The following is a 19,756-nucleotide window of genomic DNA, read 5'->3' as shown; positions in this document are numbered from 1 at the left end:
CTCAACTGGGTGGCGACCGACCCCAAGGCACGTGAGATCGGCGTGAAGGTCGGCGGGTCGCACCCGATGGGCCCGGCTCGTCGCGCTCGGCCGGACCAACCGCGAGATCGCCGACGTGCTCTTCCTGTCCACGCGCACGGTCGAGACCCACGTGGCCACCGTGCTGCGCAAGCTCGGCGTACGGTCGCGGACCCAGATCGCGCCGCCCGCCTGACCGGCCCCCGTATGCGGAAACCCCCGGGACCGGTGCGGTCCCGGGGGCTGCGCCGCCGTCGCTCAGACCGTGATGCTCCACGAGTCGAGGTAGCCGGTGTCGTAGGTGTACTGGTCGCGGACCTCGAGGGTCCAGGTGCCCGCCGCCGTCTGCGTGACCGGGACGGAGTAGGTCCGGGTGCCGAACGACGTGCAGCTCAGGCCGCCGCTGGACTTGACCGTGTACCAGGTGCCGTTCGGGCCCTGGAGCCTGATCCGCAGGTCCTCGGCGCAGGTGTGCGAGATCGTGATGCTGAGCTTGACCGGGGAGACCGCGGTGCCCGTGGCGGTCGAGGTGATCGGGCTGGTGATCGTGGTCAGGTCGTTGATCGTGTAGTCGGTGCCGTTGGTGAACGTGCGCCCGCCGGAGGTGCCCGACACCGTCAGCGTGTACGACGCGGTGTGGGTGCCGGACGAGCCGCTGCCGGTGACGGTGACCGTGTACGTCCCCGACGGCGTCGACGCGCTGGTGGCGATCGTCAGCGTGGCGGAGCCGCCCGAGGTCACCGACGACGGGCTGAAGCTCGCGGTGGCCCCGGAGGGAAGCCCGGAGGCGCTGAGCGTGACCGTCTGCGCGCTACCCGAGCTGGTCGACGTCGCGACCGTGGAGGTGGCCGACTGGCCCGGCGTCACCGTGCCCGCCGTGGGGCTGAGCGACAGCGAGAAGTCGTTGCCCGAGGAGGAGCAGCTCGCCTCGCCCGACTGCGCCGGCACTCCGGCCGCGCTCCACGCCGCCTTGGTGGCCGCGCACTCGGGGCTGCTCGCGCCGTACAGTTCCACCGCCGCCGCCAGCGACGCGGTCCTGACGTTGACGTACTTCCAGGTCGAGGTCTTGCGCTGCAGCGCGCCCATGTAGATCTTGCCGGCCTTCTGGATGCCGATGCCGGTGACGGAGGAGGGGCCGCCCGAGCAGATCGGGCTGCTCGGCTTGCCGCCGCCCGGCGACGAGCCCTCGGCGAGCAGGTAGAACCAGTGGTTCAGCGGGCCGGCCGCGGAGTGGACCTCGGTGCTCGGGATCGAGGAGGAGTAGCAGTTGGGGTCGCCGGCGAGGGACGGGTTGTACATGTAGCGGATCGGCCCGTCGCCGACGAGGTCGACCTCCTCGCCCACCTGGTAGTCCGGCGGGTCGTTCGGGTTGTTGGCGTACGCCTCGGTGAGCGCGCCGAAGATGTCGCCGGTGCCCTCGTTGATGCCGCCGTTCTCGTTGCCGGAGCCGGCGCGCCGGGGGTCGTCTGGAAGATGGCGTGACCGAACTCGTGCGCCACGACGTCGATCGGCGTGGCCTGGCGCGCGTTGTCCTGCGAGTGGCCGAAGTTGGTGTAGCTGCCGTTCCAGTACGCGTTGACGTCGGCCAGGCCCACGCGGGCGGGGAAGCCGCCGCCGCTGCCGTTGATGCCGTTGCGGCCGAGCCAGTCGCGCAGCATGTCCCACTCGCGCTGCACGCTGTAGAGCGCGTCGACGCAGGCGGTCTCCAGATTGGTCCCGCTGCCGTTGCCCCAGGAGTCATCGGTGCCGGTGTAGGCCGAGCCGTTCTGCCCGCCGCACTTGATGCCGCTGCGGGTGGAGTCGGTCATCGAGTACGAGGTGCCGGAGCCGCTCGTGTTGATGGTGACCGTGCCGTAGTAGTAGCCGTTGCCGGTGCCCGCCTTCACCTGGTCGTAGGAGTCGGCGATCTCACCGGTGGTCGCGTCGACGAACACGTGCCGGATGCTCGGCTTGCCGTCGGCGATTCCGGAGACGACGGCCTCCCACGCGAGGCGCGGCTTGTGACCCCAGGCCAGGACCACCAGGCGCGGGGCCGCGGTGTCGTCGACCCGGGACAGCACGGTCTTCGCCGTGGCGGTGGCGGTCTCGGCGCTGACCGTGGGCGAGGTCGGCACGCCCAGGGGGAGGGCGCCGGACGCCGCCTCGGTGTCGCGTACGCGCCCGCCTGCGTCGGTGACCACGACCGCGTCGCCGCCCACGATGGGCAGGCCCTTGTACGACCGCTCGTAGGTGACGTAGTACATGCCGCCGCCCGGCGTGACGGCGGTGCGGCGGTAGGTCTCGTTGGGGGACACGCGCAGGTCGTCCAGGCCGCTCGCGACGGCCTGGTCGGCGGCGGCCGCGGCCCGCTGCGCGGGGTCGTCGGCGAGGGACCTGACCGCGCTCTCGCTGCCGGGCGGGGGCTTGGCGGCAGCGGCGGTGGCGGGTGCCACCACGCCGGTTACGGCCAGTGCGGCGGCCGCCGCGAGCAGTGCTGTGCGCCTCATGGGCGTCTTCCTTTCTCTGCCTCCCACGTGGCGTCCGCCTTGTGGGCGGGCGCCGGCGGTCGCGCGCCGAGACGAGCCCGGACGGCGGACACTGTGGGATTTGGGGGGTGATGAGAGAAATGGACGGTGCATTCCGCTGTGGCGGGCACGAGCGGACGCGTCTCTCCCATGGCGGGAGACGGCTGGGAGAAAAGAGGGGGAGTGCTACGTCACGAGGCTCCTCGTCTTCGCCGACCCGGCCGGGGAAACCGGCCCGTGCGCGACGTTAGAACCATGCTCCGGACACGAACATCCGTAGCGATATCCGTACATCTACGGAAAAGCGACGGCCTTGATGCGTAGAGCGTAAGAAAAGGGCCGTCACGTGGGGGAGGGCAGGCGAGGCGAACACGCGTCCCTGCTGGCGACCCCAGGATCGCGCTGACGACAGACGACATCGAGGAGGCGTTAGAGGTCTCCGCGGTACTCGTGGAACAAGGTATGGTCCGCCCCGACATCGCCTCGGTGCTGTGCCTCATCGCGACCACACGTGTCTACTGCCGTGACACCCCTGACGCGACGATCAGCCGGAAGCGCTACGACCAGTTACGTCTCCAAGCCCTCGGCGAGTGGGGTCTGTCCATAGGCGGCAAGACCGTCGTCTGGCCTCCGACAGGCCTCACGGTCATGAAGCGGCTCGGCGACGGCTACTGGGCGGACGCGTTGCGCACTATCGGTCTCCACCCGACCTCGGGGGGCCGCCCTCGTGGTCTCTTGAAATATCGAGAGGAGGACTACGAATCGGCGATCTCCGACTACTTCGACTACTCCAAGACCCACGGCCACGTGCCAAGCATCGAGGGATACAGGCGTTGGGTCGAGTTCGAGGGCCGCGCCGGATATGACAGGCCGTCGTGGGAGACCATCCGGCTCCGCTACAAGACGTGGACCAATGTCCGGCGGGCCGCGGCCAGGCCCCACCGCACGCAGAGTGCTTCGAAGGTCAACCGGATACCGCACAGCACTCGCGCCCTCCACGATGCGCAGAACGAATGGAAGCGCTTCGTGGCGGAGCTGGGCGGCACGTCACCCGCAAAGGCCTCGGCCGTCGTCACGAACTTCGTGCGCTCCTGCGCACAGGAGTTCGAGGCCCGTCGAAGGGACTGGCTACGCGCAGCGATAGCCACCGACGCCGATGCGGTCAGACGTCTTCTGGAAGAGAAGTTTCTGCCCAAGAGGCAGCGCCTCGCGCTGGAGGCAGGCTCGTCGCTGGCGGACGTCCTGACGGACGCGTACATCGACAGGTTGGGAGCAGGGGACCCGCGTCGGACCGACGGCTGGCTCCGTCCGGACGCTCAAGCAGAGCTGGACTCCGTGCCTGACGAGGTAGCCCTGCGGTACAAGGTCCTCAGAGAGGCTCGCAACTACTTCACACACAGGTCGGATGAGTCGCGGCAGCGCCTCCATGCAGCAATAGACGCCCTCGCGGCCTTGGACCCGCGGTTCACGATGAACCAGGCGATCACTACCAAGACTTTGCCCGATTGGTTGAGGGCCAAGGACCTTCAGCGACTGCGCCTGCTATGCAGTTCGGTCCAGGAGCTCTGGCGGGCCATGGTAGTCGGCGAGACACTACTTGCACCTGCACCTGGTGTTCTTGGGGTTGTACTTCGCCCTGACACGACGGGGTGACCCTCCGGATCGGACCACCTTCTCACCGAAGCCGTGTGACACCGAGCGCCGCTGCCGGCGAACGGGGTCAGAAAGGCTCTAGCTTCGAGGCCATGGAAAGGATGACCGAGGCGGAGTGGCGGGACTTCGCGATGAGCGGCACCAAGACCGGCAAACTCGCCATAACCAGGGCGGACGGGCGGCCGCACGTGACGCCGATCTGGTTCGCCCTCGATGGGGACGACGTGGTGTTCACCACCCACGAGAGCGGGGTGAAGGCCAAGGCGCTGCGCCGCGATCCCCGGGCGACCCTGTGCGTCGACGACCAGGCCCCGCCGTACTCGTATGTGATGATCGAGGGTGAGGCGACGCTGTCGGCCGACCTCGACGAGGTCCGGCACTGGGCGACCGTGCTCGGCGGCCGCTACATGGGGGAGGACCGGGCCGAGGCGTACGGCGCGCGCAACGGCGTCCCCGGCGAGTTCCTCGTCCGGCTGCGCGTCGGCAAGGTCGTCGCCTTCAGGGACGTCGCCTCCTGAGCCGCCTGCCGGCCGGTGTCACCGCCTGGTCGCCGTGCGCGGTGGGCAGGGTGCGCGACGGGCACGGTGCGCGGTGGGCAGGGTGCGCGGTGGGCACGGTGCGCGGCGGGGCGCCCCCCGCCGCGCACCCTGTTGCGCCTACTCGTCCTTCCCGGACGTGCCGCCCTTGCCGGGTTCGGCCATGCGGCGGTGCACGGCGGCCTTGGCCGTGTCCGGCGCGACCCGGCCCGCCACGTCCTGGACCTTGTTCATGAAGGACCCGGCGACGACCTTGTCGTCGCCCTTCATCAGCGCGTCGAAGCCCTGCCGGGCGACCTCGGCCGGGTCGTCCTTCTTGCCGGAGCCCACCCGCGTGTCCTCCATGCCGGCCCGCTCGAAGAACTCGGTGTCCGTCGGGCCCGGCAGGAGCGAGGTGACGGTGACCCCGGAGTCCTTCAGCTCGCCCCGCAGGGCCTCGGCGAACGAGTGGAGGAACGCCTTGCTCGCAGCGTACACGGCCTCGAACGGCCCGGGCGTGAGCGCGGCGACCGACGACGTGAACAGGATCTTCCCCTTGCCGCGGGTGGTCATGGCGGCGACGGCGCGCTTGGCCAGGTGCACGGCGGAGGTGACGTTGAGCTCGATGAGCTTCAGTTCGGCCTCCAGCGAGGTCTCACGGGTGAAGGCGCCGCCCACCCCGACGCCCGCGTTGATCGCCACGGCGTCGAGGGGCCGCCCGGCCGCGACGGTCGCGGTCCACAGCCGCTCGACCTCGTCGTACCGGGTGAGGTCGGCGCGCACCGGCATGACCTGCCCGCCGTACTCCTTCAGCGACGCGGCGGCGGTGTCGAGTTCCGCGTCCTCCGCCGTGACCACCACGTCGAAGCCGTGCTGGGCGAACTGCCGGGCGAGCTCGTAGCCGATGCCGCTGGAGGCGCCGGTCACGAGGGCCAGCGGCCGTTCCGTCGTCGTCATCTCTCCTCCTTCTCGTCGTGTCGTCCGTCCGCCCCGCGCATGGCGCGGACCGCGAGCGCCAGCGTGGCGCCGTACGCCACGTGTGCCGCGGCCATGACGACCGGGCGGCCTCGCGCGGGGTCGCGCGAGGCGGGCGGCAGGATGTTCAGTGCGGGCACCCAGCCCTGGTAGGCGCCGAGCCAGATCAGCAGGGCGTAACCCACCCCGAGGGGAACGCCGGCCCCGCGCCCGCGCGTGAGCAGGGCGAACGCCGCGCCGCAGGTGGCGCCGAATCCCAGGTGCGCGGCGGCGCCGAGGACGTTCTCCCCGGGCTTGGGCCGATGCCGGTGGCCCGGCAGAGCCGCCCTCACGATGTGCTTGGGCGGCTGGCCCGGCATCAGGCCGGTCTTCTGCCCGGCGAGCATCACCGCGCTCATCGCGAGGGTGGACAGCGCTCCGGCGGCCGCGCCGCGTACGAGTTGGCGGATCAAGGATCTCCTCCAGGAGGCTTCTACAGGCGCCGGGAGAGCTTCTCGGCGAGTCCCGCGGGATCGGCGACCGTCACGGTCAGGCCGGGGTGGCGCAGCAGCCCGAAAGGCTCGCCGCCCCTGATCGGCTCGTGGAACCGTACGCACAGCCCCTTGCGGGCGTTGGTGGCGAACGTGAGGCCGCGGTCGGCGAGCGAGACGTGGACCCCGATCGCCCGGAACGGGGAGTAGGGGCCGGTCGTCTCGACGCCGGAGACGTTGGCCAGCGGGGTCTCGGTCACCCAGGGCCCGAAGCGGACCCGCAGCGTGCCGGGGCCGACCAGGACCCCGGCGGTGTCCGGGCGGATGCCCAGGACGGACAGCAGAGGGGCGAATCGGGGGTCGAAGTCGAACGCGAAGCGTTCCGGTTTGCCCGCGGTGGTGTCGTCGGTCATCGCTACCCCTCCCGGCACCTCGGTCGTCGATGGGTCTGGCCGGTGGGGCCCGTCTGCGTGGGCCCCGGTCGCCGCGGCTCCGGCTCCGGCGACGTCCCGCCGGGACAGAGCGCGCAAGTGCCGCCATACCCCATTGGTCGGGATGAAACAGGGCGTTACGCGAAGCCCCGGCCGTGGGAGGGCCGGGGCTCAGGCGGCCGCCTGCCGTACGGGCGGACGGACGTCAGTCCGTGCTGATGGCGTCGACCAGGTCGCCCACCGGACGATCGGGCAGGGCGCGGGCCACGTCGGCCAGCGCGACGATGCCCACCAGCTTGTGGCCGTCGATGACGGGCAGGCGGCGGACCTTGTGCGTGGCCATCGTGCTCAGGATCTCGGCCGCGTCGTCGTCGGCGCCGATCGTGACGGCCTCGCCCTGGGCGAGCTCACCGGCCTGGCACGACTTGGGGTCCTTGCCCTGGGCCAGCACCTTCACGACGATGTCGCGGTCGGTCAGCACGCCCTTGAGCCGGTCGTCGGTGCCGCAGATCGGCAGCGAGCCCACGCCGAGGCGCGCCATCTTCTGCGCGGCGTCGAGGACGGTCTCGTCCGCGTTCACGCACTCGGCCCGGGGGGTCATGATCTCGCGAGCGGTCGTCATGCCTTCTCCCTTCTTTCGTGTTCCGTACGCGCGGCCGGGGGCGGGCCGCGCGAGGTCGGGACTTCCACGCCTACCCCCGGCCTCGCGACGTACACGGCCGCCGGGAATCCGGCCCCGGACTCACCGCGACGGGCGCTTGCGCGCCAGGATCCCCGCCTGACTTCCCGCCCCGGCCGAGACGGGGGACGGCGACTGGTGATTTCCCCGATGCCGTGACCGGTCCCGATCGCGAGACTCCTGTCATCCCCCACGGCAAGGAGATCTCATGCGTAGGATCGTCGGCCCCCTCATCGGCATCCTGGCCCTGCTCGGCTTCTTCGCCCCCGCCGCCCCCGCGCAGGCGGCCACGCACAACCCCGTCGTCTTCGTCCACGGCTACACGGGCAACAGCACCAACTTCGCCACCCTGCAGGCGTACCTGGTCGCCAACGGCTGGTCCGCCGGCCGGCTGTACGGCTACAACTACAACTGGGCCGGGTCGAACATCATCAGCGCCCAGGGCCTGGCCGCCTTCGTCAACCAGATCAAGGCCAGCACGGGCGCGTCCAAGGTCGACATCGTCAACCACTCGATGGGTGGCCTGGTGACGCGGTATTACCTCCAGAAGCTGGGCGGAGCGGCCAACGTCGACCACGTCGCCTCGCTGGCCGGCGCCAACCACGGCACGACCTACGCCAGTGCCTGCACCATCTACGTCTCGTGCATCGAGATGCTGCCCGGCTCGGCGTACATCACCTCGCTGAGCGGCGACGAGACACCCGGATCGGCGAAGTACGGCACCTGGGTGTCGCCCTGCGACGGCATCATCATCCCCTACACCAGCACCCGGCTGTCCGGGGCGGACAACCACACCCTCGCCTGCGTCGACCACCTGTCGATCCTGAGCAACGTCGAGGCGATGTCCGGCATCCGTGACCTGTTCAACAGCTGATCGCCTCCGTTCCCGGCCGGCGCCCCAGTGGCCGCCCGGCCGCGCGTTTTCCGGTTGGTAACGGCACCGCCACGATGGCGGGGAAATCGCGGCTTTTGCGCCGTTCCGCAGGCACCCTGGGGGCAGGCCGGAACGGAGCCGGAAAGCGGGGGGCGGGATGGCGTGGGCAGCCCGGGCGGCCGCCGTCGTCATGGCCGTGGTGTCCGCGGCGCTCGTGGTCGTGGCGATGCTGATCTCCGCGGGGCTTCCGGCGGAGTGGCGGCTGCCGGATATGGTCACGACGCAGTCGGCGGCGGGGATGACCTTCCCGGCGGTCGGCGCGTTCCTCCTCGCGTACCGGCCCCGGCTCAGGCTGGCGTGGCTCATGTGCGTGGGCGGGCTCGCCGGCGGAGTCTACGACTTCTTCCAGGCGGCGACGCTGGCGTCCGCGGCGGGCGGGGATCTCGCGTCGGCGGGGATCCTGAGGTTCGCGGCGTATGTCGGCTGGGCGGTGAACGGGTTCCTGCTGGAGATCCTGCTCCCGTTGTACACCCCGGACGGCAGGCTTCTCTCGCCACGCTGGCGGGTGGTGGTGGTGCTCGCCGCGGCGTCCCTCGGGACCCAGATGACCCTCCAGCTCGTGCGTCCCGATCCGCCGGTCGAGGGCTACCCGCTACCCGCCGTCATCCCCAGTCCGCTGCCGATCCCCGCCCTGGCGCCGTACATGCCGGCGGCGGGGGTGGTGCTCTGGACTCTGATCATGCTGACGGTGTCGCTGACGGCGCTGTCGCTGCTGCTGCGCTTCCGCAGGGCCGACCCGGTGGGCAGGCGGCAGATCGGCTGGCCGCTGTTCGCGTTCGCCGGATACATCGTGTTCATGATCGCGGGAATCTTCGTGCCCGAGCTGTACTGGCTGTCGGTCGTCTGGGCGGCGCTCATCCCCGTCCTGATGGTGTTCTCGGTGATGCGCTACCGGCTGTACGGCATCGACACCGTCGTCAGCCGGACCTTCGTCGCCGCGGGGCTGCTGGCCGTGGTCGGCGGGGTCTACTTCGGGGTGGCCGCGCTGTCGAGCCTGGTGGTGTCCGGGTACGACCAGGTCGCCGGGCTCGTCTCCGCCCTGCTGACGGGCGCGTTCTTCCAGCCGTTGCGCCGGATGCTGCAACGTGCCGTCGACCGCCTGCTCTACGGCCCGGTGGGCGACCCGCGCGTGCTCGCCGAGCGGCTGGTCCGGGAGGTGCGCCGGGGTGGCCCCGCGCAGGCGCTGGCGCCGGTGATCGGCGTGCTGCGGGAGGGCCTGGCGGTGCAGGGGATCGCGGTGGAGGTGACCGGCGGCGAGCCGGGGCACCAGGTCGTGAGCACGGTCAGCGGGCAGGTCGGCGACTCCCCGCGTGAGGTGCCGTTGATCTGGCACGGCGAGCGCGTGGGGCGGCTGCTGGTCGGCCCGCCCGCCCCTCGGCGCTTCCCCGCCGCGCACGACGAACGGGTGCTGGACACGCTGGTCCCGTACGCGGCCGACGTGGCCCACGCGGTGCGGATGGCGGCCGACCTGCAGCGCTCCCGGGAGCGCATCCTGGCCGCACGGGAGGAGGAGCGGCGGCGGCTGCGCCGCGACCTGCACGACGGCCTGGGCCAGACGCTCGGCGAGATGGCCATGACCGTCAACATGGCCCGCGTCAGCCTGAAGACCTCCCCGAAGGCGGCGGACGGGCTGCTGCGCGCGTTGCGTTCCGGCATGGACGCGGTCACGGGCGACCTTCGGCAACTCGTGTACGGCCTGCGCCCGCCCGCGCTGGACGACCTGGGCCTGGCCGCCGCCGTACGGGCGCTGGCCGGGCCGGGCGATCCCGAAGGCCCCGCCACGGCGGTGAGCACCGAGGGCGATCTGGCCGACCTGCCCGCCGCCGTCGAGGTGGCCGTCTACCGGATCGTGCAGGAGGCGCTGACCAACGTCCGGCGCCACGCGCGCGCCACCCGCGTCCGGGTCGAGTTGCGCCGCGAGCCCGCGGCGCTGCGCCTGCTGATCGCCGACGACGGCGTGGGTCTGCCGCCGGAACGCCGCTCGGGCGTCGGCCTGACCTCCATGCGCGAGCGTACGGCGGAGCTGGGCGGGATCTGCCTCGTCACCGGCGAACCGGGGGCGGGCACCACGGTGGAGGTCGTGCTCCCCGTTCCCGCGACCGGCGCGGCGCCGGAACGGGCGCCGACCGGCACGCACGTGGGTCCCGGGGCCGACTTCCGATCCCATGGTTCACTGTGAACCATGGGATCGGAAGGGCCACGGGTCCGGGACGCGCGGGCCGCCGCGGCCCGATGGGTCGCCCGTGAGGCCGCCTCCGCCGCGGACTTCGCCGGAGCCTTCCTGACCGGATCGGCGGCCTGGGCCGATCCCGACGCGGTGCTGCCGCCCACGTCGGACGTCGACGTGGCGGTGGTGGTCACCGGCCCCGTCGCGCCGCCCAAGCTCGGCAAGGTCCCCTGGGAGGGCGTGCTCGTCGAGGTCACGTACGTGTCCTGGGACGGGCTCGGCTCTGCGCGCGACGTGCTGGCCTCCTGCCACCTGGCCGGTGCCTTCCGCACCGACACCGTGATCGCCGACCCCACCGGGCGGCTGGCCCGGCTCCAGGCCGCCGTCGCGGCGGGCTTCGCCGAACGGCGCTGGGTCCGCCTGCGGTGCGAGGACGCCGAGCGCCGCATCACCGGCGGGCTCGCGGCGCTCGATTCCGGCAAACCGTTCCACGACCAGGTCACCGCCTGGCTGTTCCCGGCCGGCATCACGACCCACGTGCTCCTCGCCGCCGGGCTGCGCAACCCCACCGTACGGCTGCGCTACCCGGCGGTCCGCGAACTCCTGCGGGCGTACGGCCGGATGGACGTCTACGAGGAGTTGCTCGGCCTGCTCGGCTGCGCGCACATGACCGCCGAGCGGGTCACCGCCCACCTCGCCACGATGACGAGAGCCTTCGACGCGGCGGCGGCCGTGGCCCGCACGCCGTTCCCCTTCTCCGCCGACGTCACCGAGGCGGCCCGGCCGGTGGCCGTCGACGGCAGCCGCGACCTCGTCGCGCGAGGACTGCACCGCGAGGCCGTCTTCTGGATCGCCGCGACGTACGCCCGGTGCCTGAAGATCCTCGCCGCGGACGCGCCGGAGGAGACCGGCCATCTCGGCGGGTTCGCGGACCTGGCGGCCGACCTCGGCGCCGGGTCGCCGGACGACCTGCGGCGCAGGGCGAGCGAGGTGTCCGCGTACCTGCCCCGCCTGCGCGCGGTCGCCGAGGAGATCATCGCCGCGAACCCCGAGATCCGGGACGGGTCAGCTCACAGCCGGTGACGGGCTCGGCGAAGGTGACAGGCTCGGCGAAAAACTGGGCGACGGGCCGGGCGACGCGCCCGGCCAGGGGGAGTAGGTGCTCCTCCACGCTCCGGGCGGCAGGACGGGGACGTCGATCCGGACCGTTCCCGCGTTCTGGAACCGGAACGTCACGGGGATCGTGCCACCGCTGCCCAGCGGGCGGGTGAGGCCGGAGAGCAGCACCTGGGGGAGGGCCGTCCCGCCGACGTACCTGCCGCCGGGGATCTCCAGGCCGCCGGCCGGCAGGCGCGCCTCCCGGAACAGGCCCCCGGTGTCCACCGACACCAGACGGTCGGTGCGGCCGCTCTCGTTGAGCAGCATCATGTACATCGGCATGTCGGTCCCCGGCGGGGCGGGCTGCTGCGAGCCGATGACGAAGGCGTTGCGGAGCAGCAGACCGGGCAGGTTGACGTTCGCCCCCTCGTTCTGCGGCATCGTCTGGGTGTAGTAGTCCTGCTTGATGTCGCCGCAGGCGGTGACGGCCGCGGCCGCGATGCATAGAGCCGCCAGGATCCTGCGCATGTCGACCTCGGCTCGCTCGGAGGCGTCTTTCGAGGCGGGGTACCCCCTCTTTCGGTTGTTTACCGCCCGAAAATTATGCGAGCCTCGGGACGAGGAATCCCGGAGAACGCGGAGGAAACGCATGCGGCTGATCTCCCCGGAGAAGGCCGGGTTCGCGCCGGACCTGTCCCACCGGCTGGACGACCTCGTACGGCGGGGCGGGGCCCCGGCCCTGCACGGCGTCGTGGTGGCCCGGCACGGCCGCGTCGTCCTGGAGTGGTACGGCGGCGGCGAGGACCACCTGCTGAACACCCCGCTCGGCCACGTGGACTTCGGGCCGGACACGCTGCACGACGTGCGCTCGGTGACCAAGAGCCTGGTGGCGCTGCTGTACGGCATGGCGCTGGAGTCCGGTCTGGTGCCGGGCCCAGGGGAGCCGATCCTGACGGTCTTTCCCGAGTACGCCGACCTGGCGGCCGACCCCCGCAGGGCCGGGCTGACGATCGGCCACGCGCTGACGATGACGATGGGCCTGGAGTGGGACGAGAGCGCCCCCTACACCAGCCCGGCGAACAGCGAGATCGCGATGGAGCTGGCGCCCGACCGCTGCCGCTACGTGCTGGAGCGCCCCTTCGTGGAGGAGCCGGGCGAGCGGTGGCGCTACAGCGGCGGCGCCGCGGCTCTCGTCGGCGCGATCGTGGAGAGGGGCACGGGCCTGCGCCTTCAGGAGTTCGCCCGCACCGCGCTGTTCGAGCCGCTCGGCGCCGGGGCCTTCGAGTGGTCGACCGGTTCAGACGGGAGCGCTCTGGCGGCCTCCGGCCTGCGCCTGACGCCGCGCGGCCTCGCCCGGATCGGGCAGGCGGTGCTCGACCGGGAGGTCGCCCCCGGCTGGACAGAGGAGATGCTGCGCCCGCGTGTGCCCGCCTGGGAGGGCGTCTCCTACGGGTACATGTGGTACGCGGGACCGGACGGCCGGGCGTCGGCCATGGGCAACGGCGGCCAGCGGCTGTTCCTGCTGCCCGATCTCGGCCTCGTCGTGGCCGTCACCGGCGGCGACTACAACGGGCCGGGTCAGGACACGGCGCCCAGGGCGGTCCTGGAGGACGTCGTCCTGCCCTCCGTCACGTGAGGAGACGCCAGATGATTTTCATCACCGCGAAGTTCCGGGTGCTGCCGCGGTACGCCGACCAGTGGCCGGAGATCACCCGTGAGTTCACCGAGGCGACCCGCGCCGAGCCGGGCTGCCTGTGGTTCGACTGGTCGCGCAGCCTCGACGACCCGGCCGAGTACGTCCTCGTCGAGGCGTTCCGGGACGACGAGGCCGGGGCGGCGCACGTGGGATCGGAGCACTTCCAGACGGCTCGGCGGACGCTGCCGCCCCACCTCGCCGAGACCCCGAGGATCGTCAACGTCACGGTTCCGCAGGACGACTGGTCCCTCCTCGGCGAGATGGCCGTCCCCGCCGAGGACTGAAACGAACTCAGAAGGCATCCAGGGGCCGCGACCGCGAGGCAGGAGGGGCGGGCCGGGACCGGCTGCGGTCGTCGTGGCCGGGGGCGGCGTCGAGTGTGCCGGCCCAACTGGCGAGAAGGCGGAGTCTGTCTTCGGAATCGCTGCCGGGCTCGGTGCCGTAGGCGACCAGGGTCAGGTTGTCGGCGGTCAGGTCGAGGGATTCGTAGGTGAGATGGAGGTCGCCGGCAGACGGGGTGATGGAAGGGCTTGGTGCCGATGTGGTGCTGGCGGACGTCGTGGCGGGCCCAGCTGGTGCGGAAGTCGTCGCTGCGGGTGGACAGCTCGCCGATTCGGCGAGGTCCTTGTCGTAGGAGTCGCGGCCGACGCGCAGGTAAGACCAGGCCCCGGCCTGGCACAGCGCCAGGAAGCAGGAAGCCGCAGAGGTGCCGCATAACGCAGCACGGGCTGAATCCCCGGCCTTCAGCCCGGGGAGCGCGTCAACGGTTCGTCATCGACACCGCCACATCGGGCGAACGGGCGGCCGGCAGGCGTCGCAGCGTCAGTGATCGTGGGGGACCTTGACGACGACGGTGTCCTCGGGGGCGACGGGACGCCCGTCGGCGGCCTGGATCCGCAGGGGAGCCAGGGGCCGGGCGGACAGGCGGTCCACCAGTCGGGAATGCGGCTCGTCCTCGTCGAAGAAGTGGTCCTCACCCCACTGCCGGAGGGCGACGATCACCGGGAAGAGCCCCCGGCCCTTGGGGGTCAGGACGTACTCCTGGTAGGCGCTTCCGTCGGAGGCCGGCACGACCTCGAAGACGCCGCCGGAGACGAGGGCGCGCAGCCGTGCGGCGAGGATGTTCTTCGCGACGCCGAGACTCCGTTGGAACTCCCCGAAGCGGCGATGCCCGTCGAAGGCGTCGCGCACGATCAGCAGCGACCACCAGTCCCCGATGGCGTCCACCGAACGCGCCACGGGGCAGTCGCTGTCGTCGAAACGAGTCCGTCTCACCACGCTCGTCCCTCTTTCTCGCGCCCCTGCCGGTTGCAACATGCTACCAAAGGTCCCTAGTCTCGCCGTGGTAGCAAGTTGAAACCAGGAGGGCTGATGGCCACGTGCCGGACCACGGACGGACGCAAGACGCACACGGGGGACGCGGGCCCCGTACGGCGCGGAACCACCCCGCTGTTCGCCCTGGCCGCCGGTACTGCCGTGGCGAACGTCTACTTCGCGCAGCCGCTGCTGGCCACCCTCGCCCAGGACTTCGGGATCGGGCAGGCGGCGGCCGGCGCGATGGTCACGGCGACCCAACTCGGCTACGGGCTGGGCCTGTTCCTCCTGGTGCCTCTCGGCGACGTCCTCGATCGCGGAAAGCTGGTGACCAGGCAGTCGCTGCTGCTGGCCGCGGCGCTCGCGGCCCTGGGCGCCGCCCCGCACGCGCCCGTGCTGTTCGCCGCCGCCGCCGCGGTCGGCTTCCTGGCCGTCGTCACCCAGTCGCTGGTCGCCTACGCCGCCGCGCTGAGCACGCCGGCCCGCCGAGGTCGGGTGGTGGGCCAGGTCACGAGTGGCGTCGTGCTCGGGATCCTGCTCGCCCGCACCGTCTCCGGGCTGCTGGCCGACCTGGCCGGCTGGCGCGCCGTCTACCTCGCCTCGGCCGTGGCGATGCTGCTCCTCACCCTCGCCCTGCGGCGTGTCCTGCCTCGCCGGCCCGTGAGTCCGCCCCGCATGCCGTATCGCCGGCTGCTGCGTTCCACCGTGGCGCTGTTCGCCAGGGAACCCCTCCTGCGTATCCGGGGCGTGCTCGCCCTGCTCGTCTTCGCGTCCTTCAGCACGCTGTGGAGTTGCGTGGCCCTGCCGCTCAGCGCTCCGCCGCTGTCCCTGACGCACACCGCCATCGGCGCCTTCGGCCTCGCCGGTGCCGCCGGTGCCGCGGTCGCCTCGCCGGCCGGGCGTCTGGCACGATCGCGGCCTCGGCGAGCGGACCACCGGGGGAGGCCCTGCTCCTGCTCGCGATCTCCTGGATCCCCCTGGCCCTCACCCAGCGGTCCCTGTGGGCTCTCGCGCTCGGCGCGTCCTGCTCGACCTGGCGGTGCAGGCCGTCCACGTCACCAGCCAGAGCATGATCTACGCCTACCGTCCCGACGCGGGCAGCCGGGTCATCGGCGGCTACATGATCTTCTACTCGGCCGGGAGCGCCGCCGGGGCGCTGGCCTCCACCGCCGTGTACAGCGTCGCGGGCTGGGGCGCCGTCTGCCTGCTCGGCGCGGCCTTCAGCCTCCTGGCCCTCGCCGTCTGGGCACTGTCCGCACGCCGGTCCCGCCTCGCGACGCGACGATGCTCTCGGAATCCTGGTTCCGAGGGCATGGCGATCCGTCAGTAGCCGAGGTCGCCGAGGTCGGGCTGCTGCCAGCCGCCCTGCGGCACGTCCCCCCTGTACGGCCCGGTGGATGCCGCCGTCCCACCTCGCCGAGACCCCGAGGATCGTCAACGTCACGGTTCCGCAGGACGACTGGTCCCTCCTCGGCGAGATGGCCGTCCCCGCCGAGGCTTGAAACGCGCTCAGAACCGGTAGGCGTCCCGGCGGTGCTTGATCGTCTGAATCGTCACGGTGCGCTTGTCCTCGTCGATGCGGTAGACCACCCGGTAGGTTCCGCGCCGGGCGACGTACAGCCCCTCGTACGGTTCCTGGAGGGGCTTGCCCACCCGCCACGGTTCGCGGGCTACCGCACCGGTGATGAGCTCCCACGCGGCGGCGGCCACCTCCTCAGGGAGCCGCCGCTGAGGGCGCGGCGCGCCAGCGGAGCGAGGAGGACGCTGTATCGGTCGCTCACGCACTCGCCTTGCCGAGACGAGCGGCCATGATGGCGGCCATCTCTTCCTCTGACGTCACGTCGCCCCTTGCCTCGGCGGCAGCGGCCTCGACGAGATCGGCGCGCATCTCGGGGTCGGCGAGGATTTCGAGAGTCTCCTGCAGGGATTCCCACTCCGCCACTGACACGATCATCGCGTGCGGGCGGCCGTTTCGCGTGAGAGTGAAGTGATCATGCTCACGGGCGGCCCGATCGGCCAACTCGGTCAGCCGGTCCTTGGCCTCGCTGATCGGGATTATCTCCATTGGTCCATGGTAGTCGGGTAGCCGAAATACCGGCCAGTAAATCGGCTAACCGCGATGTGGAGCTGAGGTGAGCGGGGAGGGACGGCGATGCCCTCGGGATCCCGCATCGGGTTCCGAGGGCATCGCGATCCGTCAGTAGCCGAGGTCGCCGAGGTCGGGCTGCTGCCAGCCGCCCTGCGGCACGTCCCCCTTGTACGGCCCGCTCACGACCGGGGGCACGAAGGTCTCCTTGATCGTGCGGGCGTTGACCCAGCGGATCAGGTTGAAGATCGAGCCGGCCTTGTCGTTGGTGCCCGAGGCGCGGGCCCCGCCGAAGGGCTGCTGCCCGACGACCGCGCCGGTGGGCTTGTCGTTGACGTAGAAGTTGCCCGCCGCGAAGCGCAGCCGCTCGGTGGCGTCGTCGATCGCGTACCGGTCCCGCGCGATGACCGACCCGGTCAGCGCGTACGGCGCGACGCTCTCCATCTGGTCCAGCACGGTGTCGTACGCGGAGTCGTCGTAGACGTGGACGGCGAGGATCGGGCCGAAGTACTCCTTCACGAAGACCTCGTCCGCGGGGTCGGCGCACTCCAGCACGGTCGGCCGCACGAAGTAGCCGGCCGAGTCGTCGTAGGAGCCGGTGAGCACCTCGATCGAGTCCGCCGACCGCGCCCGGTCGATCGCCTCCCTGTGCTTGGCGAAGGCCCGCGCGTCGATCATCGCGCCCATGAACGTCGACAGGTCGCCCGACACGTCGCCCACGGTGAGCGACTCGGCCGCCGAGACGAAGTCGTCGCGCATCCGGGTCCACAGCGAGCGCGGCACGTACGCCCGGGAGGCCGCCGAGCACTTCTGGCCCTGGTACTCGAACGCGCCCCGCAGCAGCGCGGTCGACAGCACACCGGCCTCGGCGGACGGGTGGGCCAGGATGAAGTCCTTGCCGCCGGTCTCGCCGACGAGCCGCGGGTAGCCCCGGTAGCCCGCGATGTTCTCCCCGACGGCGCGCCACAGGTGCTGGAACGTGGCCGTCGAGCCGGTGAAGTGGATCCCGGCCAGCTCGGGATGCGGCAGCGCGACCTCGGACACGGCCGCGCCGTTGCCCGTGACCATGTTGATGACACCGGGCGGCAGCCCGGCCGCCTCCAGCAGCCGCATGGTGAAGTGCGCCGCGAACTGCTGCGTCGGCGACGGCTTCCACACCACGACGTTGCCCATCAGCGCGGCCGACGCCGGCAGGTTGGCCGCGATGGAGGTGAAGTTGAACGGTGTGATCGCCAGGACGAAGCCCTCCAGCGGGCGATACTCCATGCGGTTCCACACGCCGGGCGACGACTGCGGCTGCTCGGCGAGGAGCCGCCGGGCGTAGGCGACGTTGAACCGGAAGAAGTCGATCAGCTCGCACGCGGCGTCGATCTCGGCCTGCTGCGCCGACTTCGACTGGCCGAGGATGGTGGCCGCGTTGAGCGTGGCCCGCCACGGGCCGCTGAGCAACTCGGCGGCCCTGAGGAACACGGCGGCGCGCTCCTCGAACGGCAGGGCCCGCCAGCGCGGCGCGGCCTCCAGCGCGGCGTCGACCGCCGCCCGGACGTCGGCCGGGTGGCGTCGGCCGTACGGCCCAGCACGGCGGCGTGGTTGTGCGGCTGCACGACGTCGATCGGGGCGCCGCCGGCCATGCGCCGCTCGCCGCCGATCGTCATCGTCAGGTCGAGGGACGCCCCCGACAGCTCCTTGATCCGGGTCTCCAGGGCCGCGCGCTCGGCGCTGCCCGGTCCGTACGCGTGCACCGGCTCGTTCGCCGGCACCGGGACGTCGGTGATCGCATCCATCATTTACCCCTCAGAGCGCGAAGGAAGAAGGCGACGTTGGCCGGGCGCTCGGCGAGGCGGCGCATGAAGTAGCCGTACCAGTCGTCGCCGTAGGGGACGTAGACCCGCACCCGTGACCCGGCCGCGGCCAGCGCCGCCTGCCTGTCGGCCCGGATGCCGTAGAGCATCTGGAACTCGTAGTCGTCCGGGCCGCGCCCGGCGCTCACCGCGAGCGACTCGGCGATCGCGATCAGCCGGTCGTCGTGCGTGGCCACCATGGGATAGCCCGTGCCGTTCATGAGCGCCCGCAGGCACCGCACGTACGCGCGGTCGACCTCGGCCTTGTTCTGCCAGGCCACCGAGGCGGGCTCGGCGTAGGCGCCCTTGACCAGCCGCACCCGAGACCCCGCGAGGTCGCGGCAGTCGGCCTCGCTGCGGAACAGGTAGGCCTGGATCGCCACGCCCGTCTCCGGGAAGTCCTCCCGCAGCGCGCGCAGCACGCCGAGCGTCGCGTCGACGGTGGTGTGGTCCTCCATGTCCAGCGTGACGGTGGAGCCGCACTCCCGCGCCGCCGCGCAGATCTGCCGCGCGTTCTCCAGGGCCATGCCCGGGTCGAGGGCCTGGCCGACCGCCGACAGCTTGACCGACACCTCGGCCCGGGCGCCGAGGCCGAGCGGCCGCAACTCCTCGAGCAGCGAGACGTACGCCTTGGCGGCGGCGACGGCGGTCCCGGGGTCCCGGACCTCCTCGCCCAGATGATCGATCGTGACGGACAGCCCCGAGCCGGTCAGGCGGCGCGTCGCGGCGACGACGTCCGCGGTGGACTCCCCGGCCACGAAGCGGTCGACGACCTTGCGCGTGAGCGGGAGCCCCGACACGGCCCGGCGGGCGAGCGGGCTGCGTGAGCCCGCGAGAAGCAGGGAACCGAGCATGGACTCAGGCTAAATCCGCACGTCACGGAAGTTCCACGGACATCCGCCACAGCATTTTTCGACAAATGCACAAGAATGTCAGCATGCAAGACATCGTCGATGAGATCTCCCGGCTGCTCGACGCCTCCGTGACGCTGGAGGACCGCTCGTTCAACCTGCTGGCGTACGGCGCGCAGAGCGGGGACATCGACCGCGTGCGGCAGGAGTCGATCCTGCGCAGGCACGCGTCCGACGAGGTGCGCGCCCACTTCGAGGCGTACGGCATCGCCACCGCGACGGGCCCGGTGCGCATCCCCGGGCTGCCCGGCCTGCTCGGCCGCGTGTGCGTGCCGCTGCGGCACGGGCGGGGTGACCTACGGCTACCTGTGGGCGCTGGAATCCGGGGCGCTCACGGACGAGCGGCTGGCCGCCGTCGCGCCGCTGGTCGGCCGGGGCGGCCGCGCTGCTGGGCCACGCAGGCCCCGCGGCCGGCACGCCCCCGCTGCGCCAGTTCTTCTCGGCCGCCCCCGCGGTCCGCGCCC

Annotated in this window: 19 protein-coding genes and 5 pseudogenes; 11 read left to right on the top strand and 13 right to left on the bottom strand. The window is 71.8% G+C overall.

The genetic code is table 11. The features are described from left to right. Positions 1–115 precede the first annotated feature (115 nt). Positions 116–214 carry a LuxR C-terminal-related transcriptional regulator gene (locus tag B1L11_RS40790; RefSeq protein ID WP_372974776.1) on the top strand — a complete coding sequence of 33 codons (99 nt, stop codon included), beginning with the start codon at positions 116–118 and terminating at the stop codon, positions 212–214. Positions 215–276: 62 nt separating this feature from the next. Here B1L11_RS40790 and B1L11_RS53165 read toward each other — a convergent pair whose 3' ends face one another. Further along, a complete protein-coding gene (locus tag B1L11_RS53165) occupies positions 277–1,422 on the bottom strand; it encodes a M4 family metallopeptidase (RefSeq protein WP_256863308.1) in 1,146 nt (381 codons plus the stop codon). 122 nt (positions 1,423–1,544) lie between these two features. Further along, positions 1,545–2,261, bottom strand: a pseudogene (locus tag B1L11_RS53160) (peptidase M28); the annotation flags it as partial. A gap of 723 nt (positions 2,262–2,984) precedes the next feature. Here B1L11_RS53160 and B1L11_RS40780 point away from each other — a divergent pair. Both B1L11_RS40780 and B1L11_RS40775 read left to right on the top strand, forming a co-directional pair. Further along, complete coding sequence (locus B1L11_RS40780) at positions 2,985–4,175, top strand: hypothetical protein (protein ID WP_079320566.1); 1,191 nt, start codon at positions 2,985–2,987, stop codon at positions 4,173–4,175. 92 nt (positions 4,176–4,267) lie between these two features. Then, positions 4,268–4,693, top strand: coding sequence for a PPOX class F420-dependent oxidoreductase (locus B1L11_RS40775; protein ID WP_079320565.1), 426 nt, complete (start codon positions 4,268–4,270; stop codon positions 4,691–4,693). Positions 4,694–4,831: 138 nt separating this feature from the next. On the opposite strand, the gene B1L11_RS40770 is transcribed toward B1L11_RS40775, so the two are convergent. The 4 genes from B1L11_RS40770 to B1L11_RS40755 form a co-directional block, all read right to left on the bottom strand. Continuing rightward, positions 4,832–5,647 carry an SDR family oxidoreductase gene (locus B1L11_RS40770; RefSeq protein ID WP_079320564.1) on the bottom strand — a complete coding sequence of 272 codons (816 nt, stop codon included), beginning with the start codon at positions 5,645–5,647 and terminating at the stop codon, positions 4,832–4,834. Further along, positions 5,644–6,117 (bottom strand): DUF6789 family protein, encoded by a 474-nt coding sequence (locus tag B1L11_RS40765; RefSeq protein ID WP_079320563.1) that lies wholly within the window; start codon positions 6,115–6,117, stop codon positions 5,644–5,646. Before B1L11_RS40765 ends, B1L11_RS40770 begins: the two co-directional genes overlap by 4 nt. A gap of 20 nt (positions 6,118–6,137) precedes the next feature. Then, the gene (locus B1L11_RS40760; RefSeq protein WP_079320562.1) at positions 6,138–6,548 is read right to left on the bottom strand and encodes a hypothetical protein; all 411 of its coding nucleotides are present in this window, start codon (positions 6,546–6,548) and stop codon (positions 6,138–6,140) included. A gap of 223 nt (positions 6,549–6,771) precedes the next feature. Next, positions 6,772–7,188, bottom strand: coding sequence for a CBS domain-containing protein (locus B1L11_RS40755; protein WP_079320561.1), 417 nt, complete (start codon positions 7,186–7,188; stop codon positions 6,772–6,774). Positions 7,189–7,453: 265 nt separating this feature from the next. Here B1L11_RS40755 and B1L11_RS40750 point away from each other — a divergent pair, with 265 nt between their 5' ends. From B1L11_RS40750 to B1L11_RS40740, 3 genes are all read left to right on the top strand, one after another. Continuing rightward, entirely contained in the window at positions 7,454–8,119 is a 666-nt protein-coding gene (locus tag B1L11_RS40750; RefSeq protein ID WP_079320560.1) for a triacylglycerol lipase, read from the top strand. Between the two features lie 157 nt (positions 8,120–8,276). Then, on the top strand, positions 8,277–10,358 hold the full coding sequence (locus B1L11_RS40745) for a sensor histidine kinase (RefSeq protein WP_079320559.1): 2,082 nt from the start codon (positions 8,277–8,279) through the stop codon (positions 10,356–10,358). Between the two features lie 3 nt (positions 10,359–10,361). Further along, complete coding sequence (locus tag B1L11_RS40740) at positions 10,362–11,429, top strand: hypothetical protein (protein ID WP_079320558.1); 1,068 nt, start codon at positions 10,362–10,364, stop codon at positions 11,427–11,429. On the opposite strand, the gene B1L11_RS40735 is transcribed toward B1L11_RS40740, so the two are convergent. After that, entirely contained in the window at positions 11,412–11,972 is a 561-nt protein-coding gene (locus B1L11_RS40735; protein ID WP_079320557.1) for a hypothetical protein, read from the bottom strand. The two genes, B1L11_RS40740 and B1L11_RS40735, sit on opposite strands and share 18 nt — an antisense overlap. 121 nt (positions 11,973–12,093) lie before the next feature. On the opposite strand from B1L11_RS40735, the gene B1L11_RS40730 reads away from it, so the two are divergent. Both B1L11_RS40730 and B1L11_RS40725 read left to right on the top strand, forming a co-directional pair. After that, positions 12,094–13,080, top strand: a complete 987-nt coding sequence (locus B1L11_RS40730) for a serine hydrolase (protein WP_079320556.1) — start codon at positions 12,094–12,096, stop codon at positions 13,078–13,080. Between the two features lie 11 nt (positions 13,081–13,091). Then, positions 13,092–13,424, top strand: coding sequence for a putative quinol monooxygenase (locus tag B1L11_RS40725; protein WP_079320555.1), 333 nt, complete (start codon positions 13,092–13,094; stop codon positions 13,422–13,424). 275 nt (positions 13,425–13,699) lie between these two features. On the opposite strand, the pseudogene B1L11_RS53155 reads toward B1L11_RS40725, so the two are convergent. After that, positions 13,700–13,855 (bottom strand): annotated as a pseudogene (locus B1L11_RS53155) (hypothetical protein); the annotation flags it as partial. Positions 13,856–13,962: 107 nt separating this feature from the next. Next, positions 13,963–14,415, bottom strand: coding sequence for a helix-turn-helix domain-containing protein (locus B1L11_RS40715; protein ID WP_256863307.1), 453 nt, complete (start codon positions 14,413–14,415; stop codon positions 13,963–13,965). 96 nt (positions 14,416–14,511) lie between these two features. Here B1L11_RS40715 and B1L11_RS55600 point away from each other — a divergent pair. Continuing rightward, a pseudogene (locus B1L11_RS55600) lies at positions 14,512–15,318 on the top strand (MFS transporter); the annotation flags it as partial. A 136-nt stretch (positions 15,319–15,454) separates the two neighbouring features. Further along, entirely contained in the window at positions 15,455–15,784 is a 330-nt protein-coding gene (locus B1L11_RS49110; RefSeq protein WP_218671623.1) for a hypothetical protein, read from the top strand. A gap of 179 nt (positions 15,785–15,963) precedes the next feature. Here B1L11_RS49110 and B1L11_RS40700 read toward each other — a convergent pair whose 3' ends face one another. From B1L11_RS40700 to B1L11_RS40685, 4 genes and pseudogenes are all read right to left on the bottom strand, one after another. Further along, positions 15,964–16,164 (bottom strand): type II toxin-antitoxin system RelE/ParE family toxin, encoded by a 201-nt coding sequence (locus B1L11_RS40700; RefSeq protein WP_079320553.1) that lies wholly within the window; start codon positions 16,162–16,164, stop codon positions 15,964–15,966. 67 nt (positions 16,165–16,231) lie between these two features. Then, positions 16,232–16,519, bottom strand: a complete 288-nt coding sequence (locus B1L11_RS40695; RefSeq protein WP_079320552.1) for a type II toxin-antitoxin system Phd/YefM family antitoxin — start codon at positions 16,517–16,519, stop codon at positions 16,232–16,234. Positions 16,520–16,651: 132 nt separating this feature from the next. Beyond that, positions 16,652–18,324, bottom strand: a pseudogene (pruA, locus tag B1L11_RS40690) (L-glutamate gamma-semialdehyde dehydrogenase). Beyond that, positions 18,324–19,235, bottom strand: coding sequence for a proline dehydrogenase family protein (locus B1L11_RS40685; protein WP_079320551.1), 912 nt, complete (start codon positions 19,233–19,235; stop codon positions 18,324–18,326). The pseudogene pruA and the gene B1L11_RS40685 overlap by 1 nt, the downstream one beginning before the upstream one ends. Positions 19,236–19,318: 83 nt before the next feature. On the opposite strand from B1L11_RS40685, the pseudogene B1L11_RS40680 reads away from it, so the two are divergent. Further along, positions 19,319–19,756 (top strand): annotated as a pseudogene (locus B1L11_RS40680) (hypothetical protein); the annotation flags it as partial.

The organism is Microbispora sp. GKU 823 (assembly GCF_002027145.1).
Lineage (GTDB): Bacteria > Actinomycetota > Actinomycetes > Streptosporangiales > Streptosporangiaceae > Microbispora > Microbispora siamensis.
This window is presented reverse-complemented; position numbering and strand designations above follow the sequence as displayed.